Here is a 15,703-nt window from a genome sequence, read left to right as displayed (position 1 = left end):
CGGGTGTACCCCCTCCTGGCCACCCGCCCGCACGAGGAGGATTCTGTCCAATCCGTACACCTAGTTCCGGCCCGCCATGACCCCGCCGTCGACGTTCAGGATTGCGCCTGTCACCCAGGCCGCGTGGCCGGACAGCAGGAAGGTGATCGCCGAGGCGACGTCCTGTGCGGAGCCGACACGCCCCAGCGGATGCAGCCCGCTGAAGCTGTCGAGCGTCTCCTGTACCTGCTCTGCCGGGATGAACCTTTCGTACAGTGGGGTGGCGACGACCGCCGGCGCGACCGCGTTGACACGAATGCCGTGTGAGGCGAGCTCGATCGCAAGGTTGTGGGTGAGCGCGTGGAGCCCGGCCTTGGCCATCGAGTACCCGGCCGAGGGCGTGAGGCCGATCGCCTGATGCGCCCACATGCTCCCGATGTTCACGATCGAACCGCCCCGGCCGCCCGCGATCATTCCGTTCACCACGGTCTGTGTCAGAAAGAACAGCGCACGATTCAGCTCGAGATAAGAGTCATAGAAGGCCGGGTCGTAGTCAACGAAGTCGCGGGGGATGAAGAATCCGGCAGCATTCACCAGGAGCGTGGCGTCCGCGTGTTCACCCGACAGCTGCTTTTGGACATTCTCCACTTCATCGCGCCGCGTGATGTCGGCGGTGATACCCCATGCTTTGCCCGCCGACAGGGCTCTCACCGTGTCTTCCACGCGCCCTCGATCACGCCCGATGATCACGGCGCTACCACCGCCCGCAACTACATCGAGCGCGGCAGCACGACCCATACCGCTGCTCCCCCCGACTACGACTAGCTTCTGACCCTCGAACCCCTCAGTCATCATCCTGTCCCTTCTCGCGCCCATCCGTGATCGAGGCGCAGATACAGACGACACGAACTGCCAGTAACGAAGGCAGGTGTGCTGTGCCGCCGCTGTCGTCGATTAGTTCAGCCGGCGCAACCCGTCCAGCCGCGTGACTACGTAGCCAACGCGACTGCCGGCGCCGGATGCCATCTATGAGCTCCCGGCCCCGCCACACGCCGGCAGTAGCCAGCGTCGAGGATCGACATGCTCACTAGGCCGCGCAGGCCTTTTTTACTCGGCCAAATCAGGACTGTCAAGTCCAGTACGGGAGTCCATCCGTAACGGTATGTGTGCGGGCGACGTCTGCGTCTACCGGCGGCAGACCAGGTGATAAGCGACAAACGTCAGTCGGCGGCCCGGCGTGCGTGATCGATCTCGGGTGCCGACGAGCCGCGTTGATGGACTTGACAGTCCGTTCGCGGAGCGACGATAGTCGGCCGAGCGACCAAGCGACGCGTTCACTCGTCCTGCCCCGACCCGACGGCCGTTCCCGGCGGTGGGGCCAGACCTGTGGATCATCGGCTTGGTCGTCGGAGGACAGGGCTCGATCATGGGTGCCGTCAATTTCGTCACCACGATCGTTTGCATGCGCGCCCCGGGTATGACGATGTTCCGGAACTGATGGGTACGGTTAGCCGGCGGTTCGTCGGCATCAAGGTGACGCTTTGATCTCGCGGGATGCGGATCAAGATTCGCTGTCATCCAACTAACGCAGATTGAGGTCGGTCGCAGCTCGGCGCCCCGCAGGACTGAAGCGTCATGTTTTGATCCATGCTACGGCGCCGCGAAACCTTCCGGGCGATAGGATTCGCATATCTCGGCAAGGCGAGAATAGGGGAGATGCATGAAGTTTCGGATAGCGGCCGTCGAGAGGGGTCGGGCCATCGGAATGGCGACCGTCCGGTACGGCCTTGCATTGAATCTCGTGGCGATCGGTCGGCTCAAGTTTGAGGACTTCGAGGTCGAGAACATTCGTCCGCTGATCAATGGGAGTCCTCCCTTTTCGCGACTCGCGGCCAGGTTCGGCGAACGAGAACTGGCGAGGTTCATCGGCGTCGTTGAGATCGCTATCGGCGCACTGATCGCTGCGAAGCCGCTCTCCAGTAGAGCGTCCGCCCTCGGTAGCGCGGCAGCGGCGGGGATGTTTGCCACGACGCTCAGCTTCTTGGTGACGACCCCGGAAGCGTGGGAGGAGCGGCACAGGGATCCCAGGTTGTCCCCAGCAGGGCAGTTCTTGGTCAAGGACATCGTCTTTTTCGGCGCTTCGTTATTGACCGCGGGTGACGCCATGGCCGCAGGCAGGTCGCGTAGTCATGGGGTTGCTGTTCACGATCAGGTCGGCGGGTCGGCCGGCGGACCGACGGGCCAGCCGACCTGATGGAAGGGTTTCTGGACCCCAACCGCCGAGCACGACCGCTCTGCCATGAACTCACCTTCGCGCTGGTGATGAACCCGGATGTGTCGCGGGAGCGCGGAGTGAGCCGGGAGTCCAGCATCGAGGAGCGCTATGCCGCGCCGCCACGAGCCGGATGTCGCTGCAACAGGTTGGTCCGCGATGACCGCGTGTCGCGCGTCAGCTGGCCGAGCCGCAGGGTGTAGTTGATCAAGCCCTCGTCGCGCCCCTTCGCCTGGGCCAGCTGATGCTTCGACTGCGTACGCCAGCTGACCAGTGCTTTCTCATCTTCCCAGGTCAAGAGTGAGAGCGCCCAGCTTCCCGGCTCAAGCTCTGGTGTTAGCCCCGGTGATTCACGACGGCGTTAGTTGATCTTCTCGGGCGCGCTGCTGTGCGTTTCCGGGTCCGGGCGTGCGGGAGTGCCGGGCTTGCTGTTTATGCCGGGTGCTCCAAGATGGATCGTCGGTTCGGGAACGGGTCTCAGTCCGCACCGGACGGGCAGCGCGTGCAGGCGGGCGAACGCCTCGGCGAGCTGGTGGGCCCAGGGCCAGGACTGCTGGATCCGGACCCAGGTCCGGCGCTGACCGCGGGTGATCCGGGCAGCGACGTGCGGGAGCCGGTAGCGCAGCGTCTTGGGGTTCGGCTTTCACGAGAGGCCCGTTGAGGGCGAGGTGTTGGGTCCAGGCGAGCAGGTCGACCGCGAGCATCACGACCATGAGCCAGGCGGCGTTGATCGCGAAGGTCCGGGATGGGAAGTGGCTCAGGCCGGTGTCTTTCGCGGTGCGGATGCGGTCTTCGACCTGGGCGTGGGCGCGGTGGCGGGCGACGACGGAGGCGAGCTGTCCGGCCCGGGGGTCGGTGGCGAAGCAGGAGTAGCGCCGGCCGGCGTGGGTCTCCATCAGGTCCAGCTGCGCGCCGGGGTGCGGGCGTTCTCGGCGGACGATGATCCTCGTGCCCTCGGGGTAGCCCTGCATCGCGGCGGCGGGGAGCAGGCCGGTGAGCTCGGCCAGACCGGCGCCGTCTCGGTGGCTGCCGTGGCGGTGTGCGTCAGGGATCTGCGCGAGGGCGGGACCCGGTGTGCGAGCCCACTCCGGCCCCGTCGGCGGTCACGATGATCTTCGAACGAGCGGTTGTAGCCTGCACTCGGAAAGTGCCTCCTCGACCCGGCGGACATGGCACTCAGCAAGCCCTGTATACCTGGTGCCGGGGCGCTTTCTTCTCCAGGGGTCACCCGTCAGCTTCGGCACCTGCCCCGATGAAGTCTTGACGTCCCGGGGCCGCCGCGTGACTTACCGCAACCTCCGCGTCCCTGACCTGGCCCATGCCCAGCTTCGAGGGCGCGAAATGCGCCCAGCCCACCCAGGTCGTGTGCGCAGCGTTGAACTAAACGGTCAAAGGCAACGTGCGCCCGGCGCCCGTCCATCTGCGACCCATATCGATCACCTCCAGCATGGGGCGATAGCAGGCGGGATAGGTATCCGGGCAGGCAGCGAGGCGGGACGACCCGCTGCGGTGCCCTCCCAGCAGTTCGGTGGCGGGTCCGCTACCTACGCGCACTTCGGCAAACCTAGGCGCCAACTGCACCTCCGGCCGCTTCGTTGGTCTAGATGGTCCATCGACGTATCGCTCTCCGACGTGGATGGGAGAGCGCGGTCAGCAGGGCAGACGATCGCACGGAGCATCGCCGGTCTATGGGCGCATGCGCGGATCGTCGCCGTTGCTGGGAGGCCAGGCCCCGCTTCCCCTGGGTTTATGCAGGTGAGCGGGTTGGGTGCGCGGCCACCGAGATGCCTCACTCGCTGGCTGGAGGAGGCCTGGGCGATGTGATGTGTGCCACTTGTTGCCCTCCTGTGGGCCACCTGTCTGATGCCATAGTCTGGAACAATCAGTCTAGTTCTGATGCCGGCTGCTCTACGAGGGCCTCGTCCCGCCCTGGGTAGATCGACGGAGCGCTGAGTCGTACCGACGGGGAAGTCGTGGACGGTCGCAAGCCCGGCCGGAATGCCAGGGTGGAGGCCAGCGCCCACAGAGATTCCAGAGTCCAGAGAGGAATTCACGTGGCAGACGACCGACTTGCTGCGCTCACCGCGGCGGGTGTTTCGATCTGGCTCGATGACCTGTCGCGTGATCGCCTGGTCAGCGGCGATCTTCGGCGACTCATTGACGACAAGCACGTCGTCGGCGTCACCACCAACCCGACCATCTTCGCGGCTGCGCTCGCGCACCGAGGGGTCTATACGTCGCAGATCCGGGAGCTCGCGCGGTGGGGGGTGACGGTCGGAGACGCTGTTCGAACGCTCATGGTCGTGGATGTCCAGCAGGCCTGCGAGTTGTTCCGCGGCGTGTGGGAGGCGAGTGACGGTGTGGACGGGCGGGTGTCGCTCGAGGTCAACCCCGATCTGGCCGGCAACTGTGAGGCGACGGTCCTCGAAGCCGTGAGCCTCATGCGAGCGGTCGGTCACCCGAATCTCTACGTGAAGATTCCTGCGACGAGGGCGAGCCTGCCGGCCATCACGGAAGCTCTCGCGCTTGGCATCGACATCAACGTCACGCTCATCTTCTCGGTGGAGCGGTACCGGGAGGTCATGGCGGCGTACCTCGCCGGCCTCGAGCGGGCACTCGACGACGGCGTGCCTTTGTCCGCAGTCCACTCGGTCGCGAGTCTCTTCGTCTCGCGCGTCGACGCGGAGGTGGACAAGCGCCTCGAAGAGATCGGGTCGGATGAAGCGCTCGCGTTGCGGGGTGTGGCCGGTATCGCGAACTCGAGGCTTGCTTATCAAGCATTCTGGGAGACGTTTTCCGGTCCGCGCTGGGAGCGCCTCGCGGCAAAGGGTGCTCGCGTTCAGCGGCCGCTCTGGGCTTCGACGGGCGTGAAGAATCCTGCCTACCCGGACACGATGTATGTCACGGAGCTCGCGGTTCCCGGAACCGTGAACACGATGCCAGAGGCAACGCTGAGCGCCTTTGCTGATCACGGTTCACTCCGGAGAGCCGACAACGGCGACGCCGTTACCGGCCGTGCCCGCGAGGCCCGTGAGACGCTCGACGCGATAGCTGCCACAGGTGTCGATCTCGCGGAAGTCTTCACGGTCCTGGAACGTGGCGGCGTTGATCGGTTCACCCGCTCCTGGGCGGAGCTGCACGAGACCGTCAGGCGGTCCATGGAAGCGTCGGCCGAGTAAAGGCTCGCGCCGTGGCTGGGCGCAGGTGGGTGCACGAAGCCAGACGAGATTGAGCCCAAAGAGTGTCAGTACGAACCGTGAATGTGGAGGAGGTCCACCGATGACCGCAACGCAGGACGGAACGGATCGCGTCTCACCGTCGAGCCAGCCGTGGCTGCATCAACACGGGGGAGGGGAGATCCAGAAGTTTGGGACCGTGAAGCAGTTCCCCGTCGGATTATCCTATGACGCGCGCATGTACGCGGGCGAAAAGCTCAACCGGACATTGGCGGACACTCAGATTCTTTACGCGCTTTACAAGAAGAGCCACTGGAATGTCCGAGGTGCGACCTTCTACCAGCTCCACCTCCTGCTCGACAAGCACGCTGACGAGCAGCTCGCTCTCATCGACGCGATCGCCGAACGCATCCAGAGCCTAGGTGCCGTTGCGGTAGGCGATCCCCGCCATGCAGCTGAGCTGAGCGGCATTCCGCGACCGCCGGATGGTGTCGAGCAGGTTCCGGCTATGCTCTCCCGGCTGCTCGACGCGCATGAACGCATCTTGATCGACGCCCACAAGGCGGCTGCCAAGAGCGCGGAGCTAGGCGACGATGGAACCAACGACTTGCTCGTTTCGCAGGTCATCCGTACCGGAGAGCTGCAGTGCTGGTTCTTGGCCGAGCATCTGGTCGATACACCTCTCGTGCGCATCTGAAGGTTCAATCGTGCTGGTTCCGTCCCTGGTGTGCTTCGCACGGCGCCGTCGCATGGCTGCTGTTCCGGATGCCGATCCTGCGACCGACGGCGTGCGGTGCAGGGCACCGTGGGCAGCCGCGTACGGCGCCGGTCGCGACGTTCGTTGAGGCAGCTATCCCTCGAAACCGCACCGTCTCTCCTGTGAAGGCGTCATGACCCAACTCGCCCCAGCCCCGGTGGCGCAACCGAACTCGACCCGCCGTTCGGCGAAGGGTTCGGTGTTTCTCAAGATGCTGGATTCGCGCGAAGGACACGAGGAGGGCTGATCTGATGGAAAACATGATGGCGATGCGGGCGCACACTCAGGGTGGTCCTGATGTACTGGTGTATGAGTCGGCGCCGCGGCCGACTCCGGAGGATGGCGAGGTGCTGATCGCGGTCCACGCGGCGGCGATCACGTTCGATGAACTGGCCTGGCCCGAGACGTGGGCGTCCGGCGGTGTCGACCGCACTCCGATCATCCTGTCCCACGAGTTCTCCGGGGTCGTGGCCGAGGTCGGCGACGGTGTCACCGGATTCTCGGTCGGGGACGAGGTGTACGGGCTGGTGCCGTTCGACCGGGACGGCGCCGCGGCGGAGTACGTCAGCGTGCCTGTCACGAGCGTGGCCGCCCGGCCTCGCACCGTGTCGCACGTCGTCGCGGCGGCCGCCGTGCTCCCAGCGCTGACCGCGTGGGAGGCCCTCGTCGAGCATGCGGCAGTGCAACCGGGCCAGCGTGTGCTGGTGCATGGCGGCGCCGGCGGTGTCGGTTCCTTCCTTACCCAGCTCGCGACCGCGCTGGGGGCCAGCGTTACGGCCACGGTGCATGCCCCCGACGTGGGATATGCCCTCTCCCTGGGCGTCGAGCGTGTGATCAACACCGACCAGGAGTCGCTCGACACGGAGACGGGCGCCTTCGACGTCGTGATCGACGCCGTCGGCCGGGACGTACCGGAGGCCCTGTTCGCGGCGCTGCGTCGTGGCGGGCGCCTGATCACCCTCCAGGAACCTCCTCCGGAGGAGCTGGCCGACAAGTACGGCGTCACCGCTCTGTTCTTCATCGTGACGGCGGGGCGAAGCGGCCTAGCCCGGATAGCCGGCATGATCGACGCCGGCAAGCTGATGGTCGGCGTCGCCGCGACGTTTCCCCTGGCCGAAGGCCGGGCCGCTTACGAGAGCGGCGCCGTCCGCAGGTCCCGCCCAGGCAAGACCGTGCTGGTGGTCCGGGACTGACCTGTGTGTGGTTGAACCTCCGGCGACGGATGTGACGGCGGGGAGTTCGCCAACTCGATGCAGATTCGCCAAAGGCGAGAGGTATTACGAAGGAGATAAATGTCCACTTCTACCAACATGAGCCAGCAGGATCTGCTGGAGGTCGTGCCGCCGTTCATCGCGCAGGGTTCCTCCGCGATGGTCCGGGTCCTCGAGCTGCCCCCGGGTGACCCCGGTCTCGGTCCTCACCGTCACTCCGGCCCCGTTTTCGGCTATATGCTGGAGGGGGAGATGCTGTTCGAGCTCGAGGGTGAGGCGCCTTATCCGATCAAGGCGGGAGAGGCCTTCTGGGAACCGGGTGGCGATGTCATCCACTACACGGTCGCAAACTTGCTTGCGGACCGGACGAGTCGCTTCGTCGTGGTCATGCTGTGCGCTCCCGGAGTCGAGATGATCACGATGGTCTCCGATGAGGAGCTCGCGGAAAAGGCGAGCCAACGGATTCCTGCGCCGACTCAGTAGTCACCGGAACCTCACTTATCCGCATGTTCGGCCGTCGCTCGTCATCCCGCCACCGCGATCGGCGAGCGCGTGCCGAGCCGGGACGGCTTCTGACGGTTCCGGCCTTGAGGTCCGTGCCACTTGCCGCGATCAAGCCGCGCCTCGGATCAGGGGACTGGCGAATGGTGCGCCGGACAGCTGAATTCGATAGACCGAGCAGGCCGAGGCGCAAGCCGGCGCATCGGTCGGCAAGAGGGACATGGCCGGGCGCGTTGCCGCCAACCCCCCTCGAAAACCACCGACCCGCCTGAGCCCGATGCTGCGAAGTTCGCTGTGAGCCCTGCTCGCATTCAGCCGTTCGCGTGTCTTATCGCGCTACGGATGCCGAAACAATCCCCAGTGGTGAAGGAGACGACAGTAATGTTTCAGGACTCCGGTCCGGTTGTCCGGTGATCTGCTCAAGACGTTGCAATCGCGTGCGGGTGACTACGACCGGGAGAACGCCTTTTTCGCCGAAGACCTGGCGGACCTGCGCGAGGCCGGATACCTGCGGGCGGCCATTCCCGCCGATCGGGGCGGGCTGCGGTTGAGTCTCGCGGAGCTCAACCGGGAACAGCGGCGGCTGGGCTACTGGGCACCGGCCACCGGGGTGGGCATCAACATGCATCTGTACTGGACCGGGCCGACGGCGGACCTCGCCCGGGCCGGGGACGCCGGGGTGGACTGGCTGGTCTACGAAATCGTGGCCGGCAAGGTCTTTGCCGCCGGTCACGGTGAGCCCGGCAACGACATGGGTCTGTTCGACTCGTTAACGGCGGCCGTCCCGGTTGCGGGCGGTTATCGGATCAGCGGGCACAAGGTGTTCACGTCCCTCTCGCCGGCCTGGGACTGACTGGGCATCCACGCTCGTGGCGACAGCGACCCGGAGCATCCCAAGGTGGTCCACGGGTTCGTTGCGCGTGACAGCGAGGGCGTGCGTACCGTGCCCACCTGGGACACCCTCGGCTTGCGCGCGACGGCCAGTCACGACACGCACCTGGACGACGTGTTCGTTCCGCACGAGCGGGTCGTCGGGATCTTCGATGTGGGTGCGGTGCCGGACGGGTTCGTCTTCGCCATCCTGCCGTGGGTGTTGCCCATGTTGGGCAACGTCTACCTGGGCGTCGGCCGCCGGGCGGTGGATCTGGCGCTGGACACCGCGCGGCGGCGCACGACCAGGAGCACCGGTGATGCGCCGGTGGCCAGTAAACCCTTCGTGCAGTACCTGGCGGCGGAGGCCGAACTGGTCCTGGAGGGGGCGACGGCGCAGCTGGACGAGCTGACCGCGGGCCTGACCGCGGGGGTGGACTACGGCGAGCGGACCTTGCCTCGGCTGTTCGCGGCGAAGGAGAACGCCACCCGCGCTGCGCGTCAGGCCACCGAGCTGGCGATGGAGATCGTCGGTGCCAGCTCGCTGCACCGGCGCGGTGAGCTGGAGCGGCTCTACCGCGATGTCCGGGCCGGAGCGTTCCATCGCCCAACAGCGAGGCGGTGCACGACTTCATCGGCCGCTCCGTACTCGGGCTGCTGTAGCCGAGATTTCTCACCGGTCCCGGGAAAGTGGCCCATACCGCTCCCGCGAGGGCGCCGCTCACCTCATCTACCCCGTTCCTGGTGAGGACGAGTCGGCCGACTAGATGGATAGCCAGCTCGTTGTCGTCTGGTCGCCGATCGCCGGCACACATGCGAGCGAGGAACGCGGCGACGGCGGGGACTGTGGAGTTGGTCTTGTCCGAAGGATCGGGCCGCTCCACGCATCTCAGCCGGTCGAGGGCATCGCCCCCTCCGCGAGCTTGAGGCGGGTCCAGATGTTCATGTTGATGACCACCGCCACGATCTCCAGCATTGTGGGCTCATCAAAGTAGGCGGCCAGCGCGCGTGGAGTCGGCAGCGCGTGTGAGAGCCTCGGTGTACTGCAGCGCGGCCCGTTCGGGCTCGCTGAACAGCTTTGTCTCCCACCACGCGGTGAGCAAGTCGATCTTTTCCTGCTGGATACCGGCCTTGCGAGCAGCGCCGTAGTGCACGTTGAGGCAGTAGGCGCAGTTGTTGATCTGGGCCACTCGCAGCCGCAGCAGCTGAGCCAGCTGCTGGTTCAGGGCGAGTTCCGCGGTATAGCCGAAAGCGGCGGCGCTGGCCTTGGCCAGTGCCATCAGCTCCGCGTTGGCCGTGGCATCCAGTCGCGCGGTGTGGATCTGCACGTCGTCACTCATCCCATGTCCTCTCCCTGCCCTCCGGTCGTCTTCCGAACTGCCTCCAGGGCCTGCTCGTTTGAGTACCACCAGCTGGTCGCCCGAGCCGTCCTGACGTTCGCGACACCCGCCGAGTCCACCCGGCCGCGTTGATCACAGGGTGACCTAGCCAGTCCGGACCGTCCAGTCCATCACGCGCCATTCGGCAAGGGAGGCGGTCGCGGGTCGCCCACGCCGCGACGATGGGTGACGATTCCCCTCGTACAAGCCATCTGAGTTCCTATCTGAGATCTTCGCGGGCCGACGGCGTAGCCGACCGACGCCGGCGCAAAGGCCTGCGGCGGCCTGGTCCAGTCGACTATTGGCGAAGCACTACTGGACTTTCAAGTCCGGTCGTGACGGCGTCCAGGGAGCGTGAAAGGCTTCACCTCGCCACCCTCGGTGCGAAGCCGCTGAGGGCCAGCCGAACCTCGACACGGCCGATCGCCACTCCCATCAGCCGCGGACTGCGCGCCGTCCGGGAGAGCAGATAGTCACGTGGAAGGCGGCCATGGTCGCGGCGGCGAGTCCGGAGGGGTCGGTCTGCCCGTCGACCGCCGCCCGCTTCTGCATTTGGCTCAGTCCGGCCGCGAAGTAGGACTCCTACGTGCGGAACGTAGCGTCGATCGCGATCGTCTAGTCTACGATGATCACGCTGCTGATTACCGCACAAGCATGTCGTCGCGTCACGACCGAACGACAATTTTGACGGGCGCTGTTACGCACAGCGAGACCTACACCCCGCGAATCCGAGAGCACACCCGGCGTCGCGCATCGGTCGACGCCGTGATCCGCGAGTACATGATCGCCGAGGTTCGGCAGGCGTGCGAGCTGTTCCGGCGTGGGATCGTACCGACGGTGTGACAGGCGGGAGAGACGAAAGTGGAGGATGTGAACCTCATACGCAACGGTTGGCCGTCCGAACCTCTCTGTCAAAATTCCGGCGACGCGGGCAATTCTCCTGCCATCGCCGACACTTTCGCGCTGGGTATCGATGGCAACGTGACGCTGATCTTCTCGGCGCAGCGGTATCGGATGTAATTGCAGTGCACATAAGGGGCTCGAGCCGGCTCCGACGATGCTCTCGTTTTCCGCGGCATAGCCGGCGTCGCGAACTCGGTGCTAGCAGGCCCGGGACACGTTCGCAGGACCGCTGGAGCGAGCTGGCAGCCAAGGGCGCTCAGACGCTCAGGGTCGGAGGATCTACACAAGGAGATCGCGGCAGCGCGCGTCCCGAACTCAAACCTGCGTGCAACGTCGCTCAGTCAGCGGCATGGTCAAGCCAGGGCGGCAGGTTACCCGTCTGGGCACGCTCTTCGCGGTTCGACTTCCCTGCGGCAGGCACGTAAAGACGCCACGCCGTGTCGACCGCATCTATAGCCCAACGCCGCCCAAAGTGACCGGCTTCGCATGTGACGCTGGGCGCCAACTTATCGAGCACCTCGAACATGGCTTGGTTCTCGCGGTTGAAGACCGACAGCACATGTTGGCCGATGTACTGGAGCTCGTAGGACGTTCGGTCGTTCCGATCGGACTTCAAATATTCTTCGGCGATGTGTCGAACCCCGTGTACCTTCTCGAGCAGGTAGTCCTCGCCGATCGCGCAGCCCGTGGCCGCGAGCTCCTTCCAGTAGTCAGGGTGCCTCCACGCGGGAAGCATGTCCCATAGCTCCAGAAGGTGCGCGAGGTCGGCGCGTACTCCGCAGTCGCTCTCGTCGGCGGACAAGAAAGCTCCTTCACTCGTAAGGTGAAGTCCCGTGATCGCGTAGGTGTTCGGCAACGGGACGGGGATGGGGTCAACGACTCCAGGGCTGCTCGAACATGCGATCGATCGCAGTGCGGCGGCTGTCATCCGCCGGGCGGATACTCCTGTCGCGGCCTCCACCACGGTGCGGTCCTGGACGCGGTGGGATTTGAGCGGTCAGCCTGACAGGTACGGGCCGTACCGGCGCCACGCTCCGTCCTGCTGTGTGACCCAGACTGATCGGCTGGGCCAACACCAAGGCGGCGACCAGCACGGGCGGTTGCCCGTGCTCAGGCTGCGGCGAAGCCCTTCTTGAGGGCTGCGGCGACCCCGACGGCGCGGGTGGCCTGGAAGGCGACGGATGCGAGCTCGGTGTCGCCAGGGGGCACGGTGCCGTTGTTCGAGATGTGGCTGGCGCCATAGGGGTTGCCCGCGGCGAACTGGATCGCGTCCGCGTAGCCGGGGGCGACAATGATCGCGCCCCAGTGGTAGAAGGTGTTGTTCAGCGCGAGCAGGGTCGACTCCTGCCCGCCGTGCGAAGTGGCGGTCGAGGTGAACGAGGTGGCGACCTTGTTGATCAGCTTGCCCTCGGCCCAGAGCGGGCCTGCGGAGTCGATGAACTGCTTGAGCTGGGCGCTCGGCAGTCCGAAGCGGGTGGGAGTGCCGAAGATCAGCACGTCGGCCCACTCGAGGTCGTCGAGCCCTGCCTCGAGGACGTTCTGGGTGGCAGCGGCGTGGGCGCCCCAGCCCTCGTTGGAGGCGATCGCCTCGGCGGGGGCCAGCTCGTGCACCTTGCGCAGCCGGACCTGTGCGCCGGCCGTCTCGGCGGCCTTGGTGGCAGCCTCGGCCATGGCGTACACACCGCCTGTGGCGGAGTAGTAGATCACTGCGACCTGGACGTCGTTCACTCGGTGACTCCTGATTCGTGACGTACGGAACAGCCGACCACGGCGGCTGTTTCGGTCTCACGGCCGCCATGCAACGCCGCACCCACCCCTCCGGGCGGCGCTACTTCTTACCTGTCTTCTTCTTGCCGGCGACCGTCTTCTTCGGTCCCTTGCGGGTGCGGGCGTTGGTCTTGGTGCGCTGGCCGCGCACCGGCAGGCCCCGGCGGTGCCGGATCCCCTGGTAAGCGCCGATCTCGATCTTGCGACGGATGTCGGCCTGCACCTCGCGGCGCAGGTCACCCTCGACGCGGAGGTTGGTCTCGATGTACTCGCGGAGTGCGGCGAGGTCCTCGTCGGTCAGGTCCTTCGACCGCAGATCCTTGTCGATCCCGGTGGCCTTGAGGACCTCGAGCGACCGGGTACGCCCGATCCCGAAGATGTAGGTGAGCGCGATCTCCATCCGCTTGTCGCGGGGGAGGTCGACGCCGGAGAGTCGTGCCATGCGGCGATGTGCTCCTTAATCGGTTCTGCCAGGTCTGCCGAACGCCCCGTCCTGGTCCGACTCGTCTGCTCTGGGCCTCGGCTCGGAGGCGTAAGTGGAGCGGGTCCGGTGGCCTGGTAGGTGCCGTCGGCTCCTCAACGTTGCTCGCCCTGTGCGAGCTGCGTGCCCGGAGGCCGCGACGTGCGGATGGTCAGCCCTGGCGCTGCTTTGGACTCAAGCTCATAGATCACCCGCGACGCTGCGGTGCCGAAAGTGACCATCGAGGTGCCGCAGCGGATTCTCCTGATCCCACTCGCGCCCGAACGAGGTAAGTATCTTAGGAAGAAATCGGACTGTCAAGTCCATTTTTGAGGCGCAGCGCCGGCGTGGCGCCTGAATCGGGGCGGGTCGGTGCCACCGGCGGCGACGCGCCGCCTAGCCTGGAAGGCGAGGTGAGGCGGCTGCGCCGCGGTCGAGGTACCGCTCAACCCGCGTCGGCGGGGTGAAGGTCGGACGCTTCACCTTCTGGCCGTGACAGTCCAGAACGTGACCGGGTAGGTATGTGATATGCGGCCTGGACGACGGCGAGACGCCGCTGCGCCCAATGTGCGGGCAGCGGCTGGACGTCAAGCACTGGCTCCACTGGTCTGAGCTGCGCGGCTCTCGTCGACGCCATGGGCCATCGACACAGCCATAGGTGTCATGTGCTGCCGATGGTCAGCCCCGGCCCGACGCGGGTGCTCTTCGGGCCGGCCTCCACGATCTCGTTCCTACCCTGGCGCGACGACCAGGCCGGCACCGGAGCAGCTTCGCGGAACTGTTCTACGAGGCTGTCGGTGGCTCGCCTGAGAGCCAGGTGCTGGTTCTCTCGAGCGGAGGCTATCCCGATGAGTCTCACGGGGGGACACGAAGCTCTCCCGCCTGCGCAACCACCACCTGACCGGTGTGATCGCCGATGGCCGGCTCCGTGACTTCGGCGAACCCGCTGGTTTCCCCTTTGCTGCCTGGTGTCGTGGCGAGGCCGTCCTCGAGGGCGGCGACGTCGTCATCCCGGTCGTAGCGGGCGTGCCGGTCGAACTCGGCGGCGTGACCATCATCCCTGGCGATTACGTCTACGCCGACTCGGTGAGGGCTGTCGCAATCCTGGCGAAGAGTCTCGACCAAGTGGTCAGGGAGGCTGCCGAGGTCATCCAGGCCGACGCCCGATTCACCGAGAGGATTCGTGGTGAGGACCCTCATTTTGGACCTCCCGGCTCAGCTAGCGGCGCCGCCCGCCTCGACAGCGCGACTGGTCAGCCGCGAGGTCGATCGCCGGGCGGAGCGTCGTCGCGGAGGCGCACGGTGCCAGCTCCCTTCTGGAAGGTTCGCGACCTCGTAACGGTGTTTGCACCATTCGCGAATGTTGAGTGTCTGATCACCTCCCCGTCGCTACGGAGCTCCCCTTGTCGCAGCCGCCGTACCCGCCACACCAGCAGCCCGGCTACCAGCAGCACCCCCAGCAGTACACGCCCCAGCAGCAGTACGGGCAGCAGCAGTACCGACAGCAGCAGCCGTACCAGCAGCATGCCTACCCTCCCCCAGCACCTGCCCCGAAGCGGCGGCGCAGGGTGTGGCCGTGGGTGCTCCTCGCCGTCGTCATGGTCCCCATCATCGGGTTCGTCGGCTGCACCGCGCTCCTCGCCGGCGGAGTCGCCGCCGTCGACGAAGCACGGAAGGGCGGCACTGTCGCCCTCGGCGACACGTTCACCTACCAGTCCGGGCTGGCCCTCAACGTCGCCATCCCCAAGCCCTACCGGCCCGACAACCAGTTCGAGCTCCAGCGCGACGAGGTCGGGTACGAAACCACGGTTACCATCACCAACGGCACCGACAAGCCCGTCGGCGCCGCCCTCATCACCAAGAACGCGACGCTCAACGGGCAGCCCGCACCGGAACTGTTCGGGGACGGCACCCTCGCCACCCAAGACATCGCGCCCGGCCAGTCCCTCGCCCTGCCGTTCCGATTCAAGACCGCCGACGGTGCCCGGGGCCCGCTGCAGATCGCGGTCACGGACACGTTCAACGAGCCGGTGTTCTTCAACGGCAACATCGGCTGACCTGCTAGCCCCTGGAGCCCGCGGACCGCGTCATAGGTCCCGGGCATCGCCGTTTCCTCAGCCGGTCGGCGGTGGCGACTCCGGCACGAGCGAGGGAGGGTATTCTGTCTGGGTTTGACGAGGACCGCGACAGCTTCGGTTCGCCTCAAGCTGTCGCTGGATGCCGCTAGAGCCTGTCCTCAAAGCGGGTCCGGCTGATCTGGTTTGATCTTGAGTTGGTGGTGCGCAGGCATGAACTCACCGCCGAGCAGTGGCGGGAGATCGAGTCGTTGCTGCCGCCCTCGGGTGTGGCGGGCCGTCCGCGGGTGGATGACCGGCGGGTGATCAACGGGATGTTGTACAAGGCCAAGACCGGGGTGGCGTGGCGGGAT

Annotated in this window: 15 protein-coding genes and 3 pseudogenes; 12 read left to right on the top strand and 6 right to left on the bottom strand. The window is 66.1% G+C overall.

The features are described from left to right. Positions 1–60: 60 nt before the first annotated feature. Positions 61–831, bottom strand: coding sequence for an SDR family NAD(P)-dependent oxidoreductase (locus HF577_RS31705; protein WP_169399674.1), 771 nt, complete (start codon positions 829–831; stop codon positions 61–63). Positions 832–1,345: 514 nt separating this feature from the next. Here HF577_RS31705 and HF577_RS40290 point away from each other — a divergent pair. Together HF577_RS40290 and HF577_RS31695 are read left to right on the top strand one after the other, a co-directional pair. Continuing rightward, positions 1,346–1,471, top strand: a pseudogene (locus HF577_RS40290) (cbb3-type cytochrome c oxidase subunit I); the annotation flags it as partial. 228 nt (positions 1,472–1,699) lie between these two features. Then, positions 1,700–2,233 (top strand): DUF417 family protein, encoded by a 534-nt coding sequence (locus HF577_RS31695; protein WP_344017057.1) that lies wholly within the window; start codon positions 1,700–1,702, stop codon positions 2,231–2,233. A gap of 499 nt (positions 2,234–2,732) precedes the next feature. Here the strand turns inward: HF577_RS31695 and HF577_RS40285 are convergent. Beyond that, a pseudogene (locus tag HF577_RS40285) lies at positions 2,733–3,282 on the bottom strand (transposase); the annotation flags it as partial. Positions 3,283–4,305: 1,023 nt separating this feature from the next. Between HF577_RS40285 and tal the strand changes: the two are divergent. From tal to HF577_RS37700, 6 genes are all read left to right on the top strand, one after another. Then, on the top strand, positions 4,306–5,430 hold the full coding sequence (gene tal, locus HF577_RS31685) for a transaldolase (protein ID WP_169399671.1): 1,125 nt from the start codon (positions 4,306–4,308) through the stop codon (positions 5,428–5,430). 100 nt (positions 5,431–5,530) lie between these two features. Continuing rightward, entirely contained in the window at positions 5,531–6,124 is a 594-nt protein-coding gene (locus tag HF577_RS31680) for a Dps family protein (RefSeq protein WP_169399670.1), read from the top strand. Positions 6,125–6,531: 407 nt separating this feature from the next. Next, positions 6,532–7,377 (top strand): NADP-dependent oxidoreductase, encoded by an 846-nt coding sequence (locus HF577_RS31675; RefSeq protein ID WP_211175140.1) that lies wholly within the window; start codon positions 6,532–6,534, stop codon positions 7,375–7,377. A 99-nt stretch (positions 7,378–7,476) separates the two neighbouring features. Further along, the gene (locus HF577_RS31670) at positions 7,477–7,878 is read left to right on the top strand and encodes a cupin domain-containing protein (protein WP_211175139.1); all 402 of its coding nucleotides are present in this window, start codon (positions 7,477–7,479) and stop codon (positions 7,876–7,878) included. Between the two features lie 421 nt (positions 7,879–8,299). Further along, the gene (locus HF577_RS37705; RefSeq protein ID WP_211175138.1) at positions 8,300–8,749 is read left to right on the top strand and encodes an acyl-CoA dehydrogenase family protein; all 450 of its coding nucleotides are present in this window, start codon (positions 8,300–8,302) and stop codon (positions 8,747–8,749) included. An 81-nt stretch (positions 8,750–8,830) separates the two neighbouring features. Beyond that, positions 8,831–9,514, top strand: coding sequence for an acyl-CoA dehydrogenase family protein (locus HF577_RS37700; RefSeq protein ID WP_211175137.1), 684 nt, complete (start codon positions 8,831–8,833; stop codon positions 9,512–9,514). Positions 9,515–9,752: 238 nt separating this feature from the next. Here HF577_RS37700 and HF577_RS31660 read toward each other — a convergent pair whose 3' ends face one another. Further along, complete coding sequence (locus tag HF577_RS31660; protein WP_211175136.1) at positions 9,753–10,106, bottom strand: carboxymuconolactone decarboxylase family protein; 354 nt, start codon at positions 10,104–10,106, stop codon at positions 9,753–9,755. A 900-nt stretch (positions 10,107–11,006) separates the two neighbouring features. Between HF577_RS31660 and HF577_RS31655 the strand changes: the two genes are divergently transcribed. Beyond that, positions 11,007–11,165: a hypothetical protein gene (locus HF577_RS31655; protein WP_169399669.1), complete on the top strand. Its 159-nt coding sequence runs from the start codon at positions 11,007–11,009 to the stop codon at positions 11,163–11,165. 220 nt (positions 11,166–11,385) lie between these two features. On the opposite strand, the gene HF577_RS31650 is transcribed toward HF577_RS31655, so the two are convergent. The 3 genes from HF577_RS31650 to rpsM all read right to left on the bottom strand — a co-directional run bounded on the left by HF577_RS31650 (position 11,386) and on the right by rpsM (position 13,257). Further along, positions 11,386–11,850, bottom strand: a complete 465-nt coding sequence (locus tag HF577_RS31650) for a hypothetical protein (protein WP_169399668.1) — start codon at positions 11,848–11,850, stop codon at positions 11,386–11,388. Between the two features lie 308 nt (positions 11,851–12,158). Then, positions 12,159–12,776, bottom strand: a complete 618-nt coding sequence (gene wrbA, locus HF577_RS31645) for an NAD(P)H:quinone oxidoreductase (protein ID WP_169399667.1) — start codon at positions 12,774–12,776, stop codon at positions 12,159–12,161. 100 nt (positions 12,777–12,876) lie between these two features. Then, positions 12,877–13,257, bottom strand: coding sequence for a 30S ribosomal protein S13 (gene rpsM / locus HF577_RS31640; RefSeq protein WP_169399666.1), 381 nt, complete (start codon positions 13,255–13,257; stop codon positions 12,877–12,879). Between the two features lie 924 nt (positions 13,258–14,181). Here rpsM and HF577_RS38915 point away from each other — a divergent pair. The 3 genes and pseudogenes from HF577_RS38915 to HF577_RS31625 form a co-directional block, all read left to right on the top strand. Beyond that, a pseudogene (locus tag HF577_RS38915) lies at positions 14,182–14,301 on the top strand (RraA family protein); the annotation flags it as partial. A 377-nt stretch (positions 14,302–14,678) separates the two neighbouring features. Next, on the top strand, positions 14,679–15,332 hold the full coding sequence (locus HF577_RS38910) for a hypothetical protein (protein ID WP_169399665.1): 654 nt from the start codon (positions 14,679–14,681) through the stop codon (positions 15,330–15,332). Between the two features lie 215 nt (positions 15,333–15,547). Further along, positions 15,548–15,703, top strand: a 156-nt coding sequence (locus tag HF577_RS31625; RefSeq protein ID WP_246267666.1) for a transposase, incomplete at its 3' end; no start/stop codon positions are given.

The organism is Pseudonocardia xinjiangensis, from assembly GCF_012911925.1.
Classification (GTDB): domain Bacteria; phylum Actinomycetota; class Actinomycetes; order Mycobacteriales; family Pseudonocardiaceae; genus Pseudonocardia; species Pseudonocardia xinjiangensis.
The sequence above is the reverse complement of the archived record's forward strand: the minus strand, read 5'-3'. Positions and strand labels throughout refer to the sequence as shown.